General features: G+C 34.8%; 8 protein-coding genes and 3 pseudogenes. 10 read left to right on the top strand and 1 reads right to left on the bottom strand.

The features are described 5' to 3' along the window. Positions 1-152: 152 nt before the first annotated feature. From OPR21_RS04190 to OPR21_RS04165, 7 genes and pseudogenes are all read left to right on the top strand, one after another. A pseudogene (locus OPR21_RS04190) lies at positions 153-647 on the top strand (phage portal protein); the annotation flags it as partial. 14 nt (positions 648-661) lie between these two features. Further along, positions 662-1,750 carry a S49 family peptidase gene (locus OPR21_RS04185; RefSeq protein WP_265030257.1) on the top strand — a complete coding sequence of 363 codons (1,089 nt, stop codon included), beginning with the start codon at positions 662-664 and terminating at the stop codon, positions 1,748-1,750. 104 nt (positions 1,751-1,854) lie between these two features. Continuing rightward, on the top strand, positions 1,855-2,577 hold the full coding sequence (locus OPR21_RS04180; protein WP_265030256.1) for an AAA family ATPase: 723 nt from the start codon (positions 1,855-1,857) through the stop codon (positions 2,575-2,577). Positions 2,578-2,614: 37 nt separating this feature from the next. Continuing rightward, positions 2,615-3,360: pseudogene (locus OPR21_RS04175) on the top strand (IS5-like element ISWpi1 family transposase); the annotation flags it as partial. Between the two features lie 170 nt (positions 3,361-3,530). Continuing rightward, a complete protein-coding gene (gene tnpC, locus OPR21_RS04170; RefSeq protein WP_265022247.1) occupies positions 3,531-4,874 on the top strand; it encodes an IS66 family transposase in 1,344 nt (447 codons plus the stop codon). Positions 4,875-4,898: 24 nt separating this feature from the next. Then, positions 4,899-4,994, top strand: a pseudogene (locus tag OPR21_RS08585) (IS5-like element ISWpi1 family transposase); the annotation flags it as partial. Next, complete coding sequence (locus OPR21_RS04165; RefSeq protein WP_265030255.1) at positions 4,991-9,940, top strand: latrotoxin-related protein; 4,950 nt, start codon at positions 4,991-4,993, stop codon at positions 9,938-9,940. The pseudogene OPR21_RS08585 and the gene OPR21_RS04165, both read left to right, overlap by 4 nt. Positions 9,941-9,945: 5 nt before the next feature. On the opposite strand, the gene OPR21_RS04160 is transcribed toward OPR21_RS04165, so the two are convergent. Further along, positions 9,946-10,893, bottom strand: coding sequence for an Rpn family recombination-promoting nuclease/putative transposase (locus tag OPR21_RS04160; protein ID WP_265030254.1), 948 nt, complete (start codon positions 10,891-10,893; stop codon positions 9,946-9,948). A 113-nt stretch (positions 10,894-11,006) separates the two neighbouring features. On the opposite strand from OPR21_RS04160, the gene wmk reads away from it, so the two are divergent. The 3 genes from wmk to OPR21_RS04145 all read left to right on the top strand — a co-directional run bounded on the left by wmk (position 11,007) and on the right by OPR21_RS04145 (position 14,038). Then, positions 11,007-11,909, top strand: a complete 903-nt coding sequence (gene wmk, locus OPR21_RS04155; RefSeq protein WP_265030253.1) for a WO male-killing family protein Wmk — start codon at positions 11,007-11,009, stop codon at positions 11,907-11,909. 170 nt (positions 11,910-12,079) lie between these two features. Continuing rightward, entirely contained in the window at positions 12,080-12,736 is a 657-nt protein-coding gene (locus OPR21_RS04150; protein ID WP_265030252.1) for a JAB domain-containing protein, read from the top strand. 99 nt (positions 12,737-12,835) lie between these two features. Beyond that, positions 12,836-14,038, top strand: coding sequence for a hypothetical protein (locus OPR21_RS04145; RefSeq protein ID WP_265030251.1), 1,203 nt, complete (start codon positions 12,836-12,838; stop codon positions 14,036-14,038). Positions 14,039-14,114 lie beyond the last annotated feature (76 nt).

Raw genomic sequence — 14,114 nt, 5'->3', positions numbered from 1 at the left:
AAGCAGTGGTAGTTGTTTGATATAAATTTCTTTCTGTAGTAAACTAGGGTTTTTGTTACCAAAAATACATTTTTTAATTGAATAAAAATACAAAGTTATAAACAAGAGTTGTAATAAAACTAAATTCAAAAAATTTAAAAAAACATAGTTGATCAGATGTTGGAGGAAGTTATGAAGCATTCATGAGACAGCAACTGAGGGCAATAGCAATAGGTACAGGAATAACATATGAGCAACTAACAGGGGATTTAACCGGTGTTAATTATTCATCCATTCGAGCAGGGCTGATAGAGTTTCGTCGTAGATGTGCTATGCTGCAACACAACATTATGGTATTCCAGTTTTGCAGACCAGTATGGAGTAGATGGCTAGAACTTGCCACTTTATCTGGAGAGCTTTCTACAACAGATAATCAAGTATTTAAAGATGTAAAATGGATACCACAGGGATTTGATTGGGTAGATCCACTGAAAGATCAGCAAGCACAGCAAATGGCAGTAAGAAATGGATTTAAGAGTCGATCGGAAGTAGTATCAGAAATGGGTTACGATGTAGAAGAAATTGACCAAGAAATAGCAGAAGATCAAAAGCGTGCTGATTCTCTCAACCTTTTCTTTGATTCTGATGTCAGGACACAAACAAAATAAATCTCGTTTACTTTATGGAAATTTTACAAACCAACTGGCTATGTAGGCCGATGATGATAGAGCAAAAAAGCTTTGACCTGTTGTCACTATATAAGGGAAAACAACCTATCTTGAAAAATATAAAACATACAGTAAATCAGAATATAGAAAAAACAGCAGTAATAGCAATACATGGAATTTTGACCAAAAAACCAGGGGCTTTTGACGATTTTCTGGGAATGACATCATATGAGAAAATTCAAGAAGAAATAGAAGAAGCATTATCAAACAAAGATATAGAAACTATTCTGCTTGATATAGATAGCCCCGGAGGAGAGGTAAACGGTATATTTGACCTAGCTGACTTTATTTATGAATCAAGAGCAAAAAAGAGGATAATAGCGATAGCAAATGATGATGCATACTCTGCTGCATATGCTATAGCTTCAAGCGCTGAGAAGGTATTTGTGAGCAGAACATCAGGAGTAGGAAGCATTGGAGTAATAGCAAGTCACATAGATCAAAGTGGATTTGATCAAAGCCAAGGCCTAAAATATACCACAGTTTTTGCTGGCAGTCGAAAAAATGATTTAAACCCACATGAGCCGATAACTTCTGAGAGCTTGGAAAGTCTTCAAGATGAAGTAAATCGCTTATATGAAATGTTTTTGCAGCTCATAGCACGAAACAGAAACCTTTCCACGGAAAGAATCAAATCAACAGAAGCAGGGCTATATTTTGGCGAGAAAGCAATAGAGATAGGACTTGCTGATGGAATTACGACATTTTCAGAATTTATTGACAATTATAGGAGTAACATGACTAAAACTGAGATAAAAGAACACGCAATTGATTTTGATGATCTAATTGAACAAGGAAGATGTTTAGGGTATGAGAGCTGCCGCACGGAAGTATTAGAGGTAATAAGATTATGTAATTTATCAAAGATGCCAGAAAGGATAGAAGAATTTATAAAACAGAACATGAGTCCGAAACAAGTGCAAGAGGTATTAATGTCGATATTAGCCAAACAAGTGGAGAAGACAGAGATAATGAGTACGATACCACAGAATTCAGCAGAAGACTTGATGATACAGGTGGCGAAAAATCGAGCAGGCATTTGAGACTCTTTACCGCGGTATATCACGCTAACATAAGCCGCGGTAAAATAAAATTGATTATCTTATAACTGCGGAATATAATGCTAGCATACGTCGCGACAAATTGTATGAACGAGCCAATAATTGGTAGAGAAAAAGAAATAGCTATTTTAGAAAGTAGGCTTTGCTCACAATTTGCTGAGTTTATTGCAGTGTATGGTCGACGTCGTGTGGGAAAAACATATTTAATAAAACAATTTTTTAGCAAACGTGATGTAATCTTATTTGAGCAGACAGGCCTTAACAAAGGTAACTTAAAGGCGCAGCTTGAGATCTTTGCAGAATCATTGTCTAAAGCTTTTTACAATGGCGTAAGGATGACTACGCCTAAAGACTGGATGGATGCGTTACATCAATTAACTCTTTCGATTGATATGTATAGAGATAAACAAGTTGTGATATTTTTTGATGAGTTACCATGGCTAGCTGCACGAAAATCAGGATTCTTAGTAGCACTGGAACACTTTTGGAATGTGTATTGGACATACCGAAAAAAGCTAAAATTGGTTGTGTGTGGTTCAGCAGCTTCTTGGATGTTAGAAAATTTAATATATAATAAAGGTGGATTACATAATCGTATTACTGCAAGAATACGATTGCAGCCTTTTAACCTATGCGAAACTAAAAAGTATTTAAGATATTTAGGAGTTAATCTAAACAATCAGCAGATATTACAGATCTATATGGCAATGGGAGGAATACCACATTACCTAAAAGAAATAAGTAAAGGACTGTCAGCAGCACAAAATATTAATGAGATCTGCTTTCAGAGGTTGTCCGGAAACAAGTAAAAGGCTATAATATCTGAAATTTTAGTACGGGGTAAAGATGAGAAAAAAGTATCCAACAGATCTAAGCGAAAGGGAATGGGCAAGAATAGAAAAACACTTCAGAGTATCATACAAGAAAGGAGGAAGGCCGCCAAAGTATAGCAAAAGAGAAATATTAGAAGCAATTTTCTATGTATTGCGTACAGGGTGTCAATGGCGGTATTTACCAAATGATTTTCCGCTATGGAAGACTGTGTATGAGCAGTTCAGGCAATGGAAGAAGCAGGGAATTTTTGAGAAAATGAATTATGAAATTACAAAATATAGTAGAAGAAAAATAGGAAGGAATGAGCAGCCGAGTGCCTGTATAGTAGATAGTCAATCTGTAAAGACTACAGAAAAGGGGGGATCAAAGGCTATGATGGAAGTAAAAAAGTAAAGGGTAGAAAAAGGCATATAATTACAGACACTCAGGGTTTTATACTAGGTTGTTACGTAGGCGCTGCTAACGAAAATGATAGAGATGGTATTAAAATAGCATTAAACAATATGAGAACAAAATATACTAAAGTTAAAAAAATGTGGGCTGACATGGGATACCAAGGAAGAAATTTAAAGAATCACATAAAGGAAGAATATGACATAGATATTGAAATTGTTACAAGGCCTCCATGTAGATTTTGGGTGCACAAAGATACGCCACCTGAGCTACTACCAACAAGAGAACAAGGGTTTAAAGTACAGCCAAGAAGATGGGTTGTAGAAAGGACTTTTGCTTGGGTTAATAGGAATAGAAGGCTATCGAGTAACCGTTCACGCAATGGCGTCAACTTAAGAGCCTTCATTAGCAGACTCTCCTAAAGACATGATGGCGTTTAGGCTTATCAACTTTGTCCATTCACGGTATAAGAAAGTAGTTTACAAAAATTGCATAATTAGTATAAAAAACAATAAACTAGATAGATGAGGGGTTGATGATAGAGGTGCTACAAGAAAAGATTGTGGTATTGGAGTCAGAAGTTGGTACTCTGAAAGCAGAGAATGATAAGTTAAGGACAAAAATAATTGAGCTAGAGGATAAGCTGGGTTTAAATTCAAAAAATTCATCGCTGCCACCATCGCAAGATGTATATCGCAAAAAGACAAAAAAGAAGAGCGATAAAAAACCAGGCGGGCAGCCAGGACATGAAGCGCACAAGCGGGAATTGATGGTAGCAGATGAGGTGGTAAAATGTTCAATTGATACAATTTGCATGTGTGGAAGCCAAGTTATTTTAGAAGAAGAAACTGTGCATCAAAAGGTTGAATTGCCAAAAATTAAACCGATAGTGACTGAATATAGGCTACAAAAAGGCTACTGTAAGGCGTGTAAGAAAAGGATCTCAGCTAGTCTGCCTGAAGGTGTGACAAGGGATCTTTTAGGAGCTAATGCAAAAGCAGTAATTAGCAGTTTTAGTGGATTTTTTATCAATTCAAAAAGGGAAGTACAGCAAATTTTGAGCAGCATATTTAATCTGAATATAAGCCTAGGTTTGGTATCAAAGACCGAGGGTAGAGTATCAGAAAAATGTATATCTGAATACGAAAAAATAAGAGAAGAGCTACGGAAAAGCAAGTATTTACATATAGATGAAACAAGCCATAGGAACCAGGGAAAGAAAGGTTGGAGTTGGGTAGTAACGAATAAAACAGCAACACTTATGAAGTTAGTTGGATCTCGCGGAAAGAAGATATTAAAAGGGCTATTGCCAGAGTATGATGGAATAGTTATAAGCGATAGGTATGCTGCGTATAATTACTTTAATCGTGAAAACAGACAGATATGCTGGGCCCATTTAGCAAGGGACTTTGAAAGGTTTTTTTACAGTAAAAATGTTGAAGTGAGCAGAATTGGCGCAGCATTAAAATCGCTGAGCAACAGGGTATTTGTGGTAGATAGAGCACGTAAACAAAACCTGATAGACAATTTAAGATTTTTCCGGTTAATGAGGAAGATTCGAAAAAGGGTGAAACATTTTTTGCGAGAGATAACAAGGGTTGCAAAAGGAACTCAGGCCTCGAGAATGGCTGCCAATATACTACGTTCTGAAGATATGATGTGGAGATTCGTGCGCAATCCTGATCTGATCGAGACAACCAATAACCTTGCAGAACGTCAGGCTAGACGGTACGTCATTTATCGTAAAAATAGTTTTTTCACTTGGTCAGAACGTGGAGAAAAGTTCATTGAAAGAATGCTTTCGATATTTTTGACTGCACGTTTGAATGATCAGAATCCTGTCCAGAAACTACAGAATTTAGTCGCTATTCCTGCCTAATTGGGAATATTCCGTGAACGGTTACGGCTATCGAAGGAGTATGATTTACTCACAACATCCACTGAGAATTTCATATACCTAGCTATGAGTAGGGTTATGTTAAAGAGGGAATATGCTTGAATTTACTAGTTTCCGGACAACCTCTTAGTTTTGTAGATAGTATTTTAGAAAGAAGGCTTGATGGTGCAATAGGTTATTTCTTAAATGAGTGTAAAAAGCAAGATAAGCTCGAACGTCAATACTTAGCAAAGATATTACAAGTAAAACTGCCAGTTTTTGATGAAATTAAGGAGAATTTTAGCAGGATAAGCGGTACTCATAATGCAGATCAATACAAAAATCCCCTGGAATTTTTATATTCAATCTTAGAAAGAAAGATAAACTTAGAAAATTTGCCATACTTATCTCTTGCTCTTGAGTTTGATTACAAAGATTTCATGGATCATATTAAATTGTATATTGACTCTGATGAAAGTATTCAGAAGAAGTATACAGAGAAAACAATAAATTTTCTGAAAGGCTTGAGTGTCGGAAACGGCGGTCTGATTGATTCAGCGTTGGGAGACATGACAACATGTGGATTTTTGCAATCTTTTTTCACTCATATTGCTCATCATGCAAATATTATTGAATATACTAAATCGTCTATCAATGAGATCTATAAAGATAAAGGTCTAACGTGGCTAGAAAGAAAAGGTGTTCTAATATCTAGGGTTTTAGAGATCCTCACTTCTGAAATGTCAGAAAGATTTAACTCTGTTTTATATGATAAGATTGGTGGTGATACATACATTTACTCAAATGGCATTTTTGTTGACCTAATTAATTATGTTGTAAATAGAGCCGGGGAAGGGGCAAAAGAGCTTCCACAGGTTAATAAGCTATCTTTTCTTAAGATGCTTGTGCGTTTTGTCGGCTTTTCCGTAGAAGAGAATAGGAAATTACCTTTTACATCTGAACAACTCAAGACAACACTGGAACTTGTTAAAGGTATATTAAATGAGCAACGTAAAACTACAATTGCAGCATCAGAGAGTATAGATTATTTATTTATACTAGGAAAAGCAGGACTAAAGTTAATTGATGCTGAAAAAGAGCTTCTAGTGATTGATCCTGCAGGTGAATTTGAATATAAACTTTCAAGCGATTACATAAACCAAATAATAGACCTAATTAAGTGGAGAAGTGAACATCCTAATCAATCTAAAAGTGAATTTCTCGAAAAATGTTATGAAATTCTAGAATTGAGAAAAAATAACTTAAAAAGAAGAGGATCTGAAAGTAGCTTACAAGAGTCAAAGAGATTTAAAGCAGAAGACTGTTTGCCACAGAGAAGCAAAAGAGAAGCAGAAAGTGAATGTCAATTCACTTGGAAAGATGTGGATGAATTCAATACAGAAAAAGATGAGAAAAGAGATTTGAGTAAGATTAAGATAGATAGTGAAAAGTTTCTTAATTACATTAAAGATCTGCAGCAGGAAAAGCAGAGTCAGCTAATTCAATTGGCCAGTGGGGTAAAAATTACTGGTGAATCTCAAAGTTTGGTTAATAAGCTGATTAGTAATCAAAAAGTCATAAGTCATCTCTCTAGAGTCGGGAAAATATCCGGTATTGCTATGCATGGAATGATGGCTAAAAATGTTTTGGCTGACTTTTTAAATGGAGATTATCAAGGTGTAGCAATTAATGTTGGTTTTATAGCCGGTGGTCAAGGATTTGCTAAAGTTGCTCAAGCTGCATCTATGAAAGGATTAGAGATAGCTTCAGAGGGAAAGTTATTACTTGGTAGATCTTTAGGAGCTGCCTCTCCTTTTCTTGCCCGTGGTACTTCTGCCTTTGTTGTCTATGATCTAGTAAATCAGGTAAAAGCATTTAAAAATGGTACTGAAGAAGCATTGGTTGGCGTAGTAGGAGATAGCATTTACCTAGGAGTTGAAGCTGCAGAGATTGGTATAGAAATCGCTGAAGCTTTTGAAGTATTAGAAGGAGTGTCCTCTGTTACTGGACCTATTGGAGCAACAATTGGAGCTGTAGTATTTGTTGGTACTGATATTTATATGGCAGTGAAAAGAGTTGATAAAATTGATCAAATTATTCACTTAACTGGAAAAGAGAAATTTGTTGAAGGTTTATGTGCATTTATAGGTATGCAACCTGAAAATCATATACAAGAGTTACTGCAAGAAAAACAAGTTAGCAATCAATTAGCAAGGCAAGGACTTGAGTATTTAAAACAACATAGCGATATTCAAAGCTATGTCTTTCCTACTGGTAAGTCAGTTGTAGATTCTTGTCGTAAAGTACCATATAAGACAAGCGAATGCAGTAGTGGTGGGTTGGGAGGTAGATGTTTAAAAACACATACAGTTACACGTTATGCTGAGGAATGCACAACTAAATTTGAGGTAGATTTAGACAGTACAGTACAGCTTGATAGAAAAAGAACTGATATAAAATGGAGCAGAGCAAAGCCAGATAATCCAAGAGGAGGTTATTTATTCTGTTTACCACAAGGAAATTATAGTTTTGCTCCAAGTTATGGATCTTATTTGTGTAAAAATGTAATTGGCATAACTGACTTATCTACTAATAAAACAGGAAATTATACTCTAATTAACTTAGGAGAAGGTGAAGATTATGCAAAAGGATTTATAGATAGTCCGAATATCTTTGTAGTGAATAATGGATCTAAAAGATATTTCGGTGGTAATAAAGACGATATATTTATTTTACAGGGAAGCTCTATAACAGGATATTTTTATGGAGAAGGTGGAGTGAATACTTTAGATCTTACATCATTTGCTCCAGAAGAAGGATCTATAGACGTAAAATTACATATAGGACAGGTTGAAGATCATTATCGAAAAAACTTTTTCGGAATGAGTGGAATAAATAAGTTCTTAGGTAGAAAAGCTAAAGCAGATCAAGTGTTTATTACATGTGATAGTGATGCTAGTGATATTAAGTTCGTGGATGGCCAAAGTGGTAGTGAAGAGTTTGTAGATCACATAAACATACATGACAAGGATTGCGCTTATGAGATGCAAGTAGTGGTAGGGCCTAATACCGTTATATACAATCGAGCATTGGAAGGAGATTTTCACTATATTGTACCATATGCACTTGGTAGCACTAAAGTTGATTTCATTTATACTGCTGAAGCGTTGAACTTAAATAATACTTTTGCATTTGAGTATGAACCTGCTCAGATAAAGAATGTCGACGTGAGAAATATAAATGTACTAAATAAGACTTCACATATAATTACGTTCAATTTTTCACCAATGTCAGACAAGGAATTTAATATAACAATCTCTGGTGCATCTAATCCTTCTTATAGACTAGGTAATAATACTGAAATAAAAGTAGGAAATAAGGGCAACTTGTATATGCTTGAGAACACTAATAAATCAGTTGATGAAATTATAAAGGATTACTTGGTTGTAGCAAATCGACTAAATAGAATGTCATTCTTTATACAATCACTGTTAAGTAATGAAACAGTTGCAATAGGAAGTGGAAATTACGAGGTAATACATAATAATCCACTACAAAAGAGTCATTTAGTGGGCAATGGTGGTGAAAATGTATATGTAATTGACTCTGAAAGCAAAAAGTTTGAAGTTGCTATACCTGAAGTGATTATTTATGACCTTGATATAGAAAGTTCGGTAGATACGATTGACCTGAGAAATTTAGTAAGGCAGGTAAGAGGTAAACTCTCAAATCAAGATCATTTTCAATTAAAAGTTCTAAAATCTGCAAATGATTTGTTATTAAAAGCAACAGTAGTTGAAGTGAAGCCAACAGAAGATTCATCTGTAAGCAAGATGAGAAAACATGAGTATTGTACTGTGAGATTAAAAGATGGGGTTAATTGGTATAACAAAACTCATGTGATTGTGGATAATGCTCCTATGAAAATCAACCTTGATAATAATGAGTGGAGTTTGAAACCACAGCCTTTGATGTTTGAAAAGGATAAAGAAGTTATTATTGTAACAAGTCAAGATATAGAAGAAAACACTGAACTAATAACACCTAGAAGAGCAGGAAACTATAGCTTTGTTAGTGATCATGGTAGTGATCTAATAGTAACGAATGCTTTTGATGTTAATGTAGCTAAAAATGATCTATGTACGATAGTATTAAGTAAGTTTTATGAAGAACTTAAAATGTCAACATTATCAATAAAGTTTGCTGATAAGGAAATAATTCTAAAAGAGCATCAGAAAGAAATAAGTACTGCAAGAGATGTGAATGTTGTGAAAAAAGAACATAAGGATCAAGTCTATAATGGTGTCTTCAATCATACAAAAAGCAGTCCAGAAGTTATTATGTTATCAGACCAACCTGTAATGCATAGACATAGGCATAGTAGACACAGAGAGCAAATTCGTCATCGTCGTAGTACAAGTAGCGGTATTAGGTCGACTGGATGGATAAATGATTTATTTGGTTGGGTAAGAGATTCTGTAGGTGGGTTGTTAAGTTCTAAATCTGTGGGAACATCAAATACTACAAGTTCAATCTCGCAAGTTGATGCGCAAATAGATGTGAATAGCACAATAATGTTGCTTGACTTATTGATTAGAAAGGTTACGGGTCGAAAGTATATTTCTACAGTAGATCAGTCTATATCTTCACTGGAGGCACAGGGTTATGCATTAAATATTACAAATAGATTTGAGAAAGTGTTGAATAAAACTGCTATTAAGTCAGGAATATCAGTGACAAATCTAAACTTTGATCCTGTGGTAGTGCAATCAGCTATAATTGGAAAAATAATAAATGGAAAATTTTCTGAAATAGCAAAAACCCTATATTCATTTGCAAAAGAAGCGTGTCCAGAGTTTAAACAAACTGATAAGTTTCTAGATCATTTAAAGAGTAACTTAGAAGAAGTTTTAGCTAAGGAAGAAACTATGATACTACAGCAGAAAGTAGAAAAGCCTTCTAAAGTTTTAGGTCAGGAAGTTTCAAGGAAAGTACAGTTATCTAAAAAGCCGGATACATTCTTAAATGGAACATCAGTGGTCCAAGGAATAAGCAGAGCGATAAATTGAGGGGACTATGTGGTCTTTTCTGCCTGCAGCTGTTTGATCTCACCGAAAGAAAGACCTGTGGTTTGTGATATGATGTCAGTAGAGACTCCAGCACTAAGTAGATTTTTAGCCACAGCTATTTTAGCTTGTTGTTCACCCTCTGCTATACCTTCAATTTTACCTTTTTCATGGCCGATTTGGATGCCTTCTTGTCTACCTTCTTGTCTACCTTTATGTTTAGCATCATCGAGTTTTTGTTCCAGGATAGCAGCTTCTTTCTGTAAATCCATTACTCTTTCTTCATAAGCCACTAGGTCCTTCTCGTTCCAATGAAACTTATCTAACTCATCATATGCTAACTTTATTATCGGTGATTTTTCTGCTATTTTTCTTAAATCTTCATCGGTCGTTTCTTCTGCATATTTGAAGAAAAATAGCCAACGATCTACTACATTTTCTAGCTGCTCTTCTCTATTCTTAGGAAACTTTGGCAGCTCAATGAAGATAAATTGAAAATCTTTTAAATCATGCTCGTTAGTTTTTTCATCTCTTATGGTATGGCTAGATATATAATCAGGCTTATCAGGAAATAAATTACAATTGGAAATAGCAATAAAGAAAACCTTCTTTAAATCAATGTACTTACCACCTTTATCAGCCTGCCTTGAGTAAGCCTTAGCAGCATATAATTGAGCCCGTTTTTCGAAGCCTTTATCACGAGCGAGTTGCATCTCAATCACGTATCTGGCCCCAGTTGAATCTCTGCACAGAACATCAACAATACTCTGCTTATCAGAGGCAATTTCAGGGTCCATAATGGTGCTAAGGAATTCGACTTCTTGTATAGTATTTATTTCAGTAAATCCCAAAATATCATTCAAAAAGTGAATAAGAATATTCTTATTTTTTTCAGTACCAAAAATTTTCTTAAATGTTAAATCAAGCTTAGGATCTAAAAATTTTGAAAGAGCCATGAGAAAGTAAGATAAAAAGCATTAATAATTATACACAATTATGAAGAAATATTCAACTAAAATGCAAACATTTTGTATATCTTTATTTGGTAGTATTAACCTGTATAATATTTATGGCAAACATCTCAATAAGGTATCAGATAGCACAAAAAGTAAGGAGCTGGAGGTTAAAGCGAGGTTATACTCAAAAAGATTTAGCGGGAAAAATTGGCGTAACGTATCAAGTAGTACTACAATATGAAAAAGGAACACGTAAAATTTCGATTGAGAAATTGTATGCTATAGCAGAAATGTTATCGGTTGGCATCATAGATCTTATTCCTGTATCAAATGAGAAAATCTGCCTTAAAAATGAAGAACTAAATTTAATAAGAGAATATAAAAGGATTGGCGGTCAGGAGTTACGTAGAATGTTTTTTTTACTGACCAAATTTATTCAAGTTAGTGAGAAAAGTAGTAAAAAAGCAGAGAAAGTAAAAATTGCAAAGGGTTTGATTAAAGGAGGAGTTTCTGTTGAGATTATTTCACAAACAATTGGCCTCTCTGCTGATGAATATATTGAAGAAAAAATGGGTTCCATATACTACCAAATAGGCAAAAAGATAAAGGAATGGAGGCTAGTGAGAGAGTATACTCAAAAGGATTTAGCAGAGAAAATGAATACAACACGTGACGAAATAAGCAACTATGAACAAGGAAGAACTGCTGTTCCACTGGGAAGATTATATGAGATAGCAAAGGCGTTATCGATTAATATCATGGACCTACTTGAACTAACAGAGGATGCAGATGATAAAGTGGTACCTAATTTAATTGAAGAATACAAAAAAATTGAAAGCCAAGAACTACGTTATGCACTAATGAAATCTCTGTTTGAAAGCATACAAATTTGCGAAGAGAAAGTGAAAAGAGCAGAAAAGATGAAAATTGCAAAGGATTTAGTGAAAGGAGGAATTTCTATTGATATTATTTTGCAAGCGGTAGGCATCTCTTCGAACGAAATTCAACAAATTTAAAATAAAAAATCATTATATATGAATATTTTCACTTCTTGATGAAAAAATAAGTAAAAAAGATTGAAAAATTGATTTGACTTCACTCGAAAGCTATGGCCTTATGCCAATGCTGACAAAAAAACAGCAGTAAATATATAAAAACATTTTGTTATTAGTGAAGGGTAAATTATATGAATAAAAGTAAAGAGGAAATAGAATTCAGAATATTAGAAAGCAAAGGCAAAGCACTACTTGATCGTGAAATAATGGAAACGTTTCTAAGTGCAGTGCATGAAAGGCCACAAGCTCAGGAAATTGCTAAAAATCTGGTGAATACTTATGCAGGAGTAGGAAGGATTTTAGGTAGAGAAATGGATGACCTGAAAGTTATAGAAGGAGTGACTGATTCTGCAGTAGCAATGATTATGTGCGTTAAGGAAACACTGGAAAGGGTACTGAGAGAAAAGCTTAAGAGTGAGCCAATAATGGACTTACAAGGGCTAGTAGAGTACTTAAACGTAAGTATAGGTCATGCAGAGAGGGAATGTGTAAAAATACTGTACTTGAATAAAAGGCGTCAACTAATTGGAGAAGAATCCTATATTGGTGAAATGGAAAAAGCACCAGTGTATATAAAGGAGATTACAAGAAAAGCATTAATAAAAAATGCAACATCAATAATAATGTCACATAACCACCCTGGGGGAAGTTTAGAACCTTCAGAAGAAGATCAAGCAGTAACAAAGAGCTTAGCAGCAGCATGTAGTACTGTAAGCGTTAGATTATTTGATCATATTATCATTACAAGTGGGGGCTATTTTAGTTTTAGAGAAAGTGGATTGTTATAGCAGAAAGTATTTGCAAATCTACCCACTATGATTTATAATGAGTAATAAAGTATATAATAACTGTACACTTAGAAAGTATATTTAATAGCGGAGGCTAATATGAATAATAGAATAATTGTACCTTTTAGTGATAAAGAGGGAGGTGTTTACGAGTTAAACGTTGATCTTGATAAATTGTCAAAAGGTGAGATGTTAAATGCTATTGTAGGAATTGGTCGTACTAAAGACACCTTTGTAAGCAAAACTAATAAAGCTAAAAAGCCTGGAGATAAAGAAATAGTACCTTTCCCTGGTAGAGAAGTTCGCGAAAACCAAATCAACTATGGGAAAGGATTTGACTATATTTATGGCACAAAACCTTTGAGTAATCAAGCAGATTATCCAGAAGGGTTAAATCCATTTGCTTCAGCTTTGCAAAAAATAAAGCCAAGTGCAGAAAAGTTGAGCTGGCTTAAAAGTGCTGTGGTAAGAGCAAAAAGTCCAAATGAACTGCACAAGGCTGTAGACGAAGCACTAGCTTCTGGAGCAAGGCTAAATGCATGTAATGATGGAGAATGGAGCTTTGCAGAATACATGATATTAGGCACACACTTTCACAGGTTAGAAAAAGATGATCGAAAAAAGATAATGCGTAAATTAATGCTAAGTGGTGCAGAGTTTCATGATACTCTACTGCAGAATAAACTGATAGGTGAAATCTATAATGAGCTACAGCCAGAAGTTCAGCCACAGATAGATAAGAGACTAGAAGAACTAGAGAAAGCTGGCGAAAGTGCTATTCAGGAAGGAGCTTTAATAGATCTAGAAATAGATAATAGGACGTTTTTTGTGGAATTTTCTGAGAACAGTAAAGTAGAAGTTGCCAAAATACTGGAAGCAAACAGAAAGTTAGGAAGTAATATTTTAAAAATTGGTAATGATGCAGTTGAGGTTAAAAGTGAGAAGGGAGGTATAAGAAACTATACCGATATTTCAGATGGCAGCTCTGTCATGTTAGAATTTCCTACGAGCATTGGTAAGCTAAATATTGTATTGTACCAAGAGGCAGATCAGGTGCAAGTGAGAGTAGAAAATAAGGAAATGTGGGCTGAGTTACAAAAAAGAGACGAAGAAATAGGAAAAAACTGCCTTTTTGGGGGAGTAAAACTTCAAGAAGCAGTAGAGAAAGGTAATTTCACTAGATGTGGCATATGGAGTGAAAAGTATGCTATAAAAGAGATTAGCAATGATGAAGTATTGTCTCCGTCTTCATGGGTAAATAGGGTATGTGGAGGTAGTAAAGAAACCTTTCGGGAACTTTAATGCGTCTACAGGCAACTTTAAGGTTCCAGAGGTTTTTTTTACCATTATATCTGGAGCCTTTGAGCTATAGTATAAA

This window comes from Wolbachia endosymbiont (group A) of Philonthus cognatus (assembly GCF_947251755.1).
GTDB lineage: Bacteria > Pseudomonadota > Alphaproteobacteria > Rickettsiales > Anaplasmataceae > Wolbachia > Wolbachia pipientis.
This window is presented reverse-complemented; position numbering and strand designations above follow the sequence as displayed.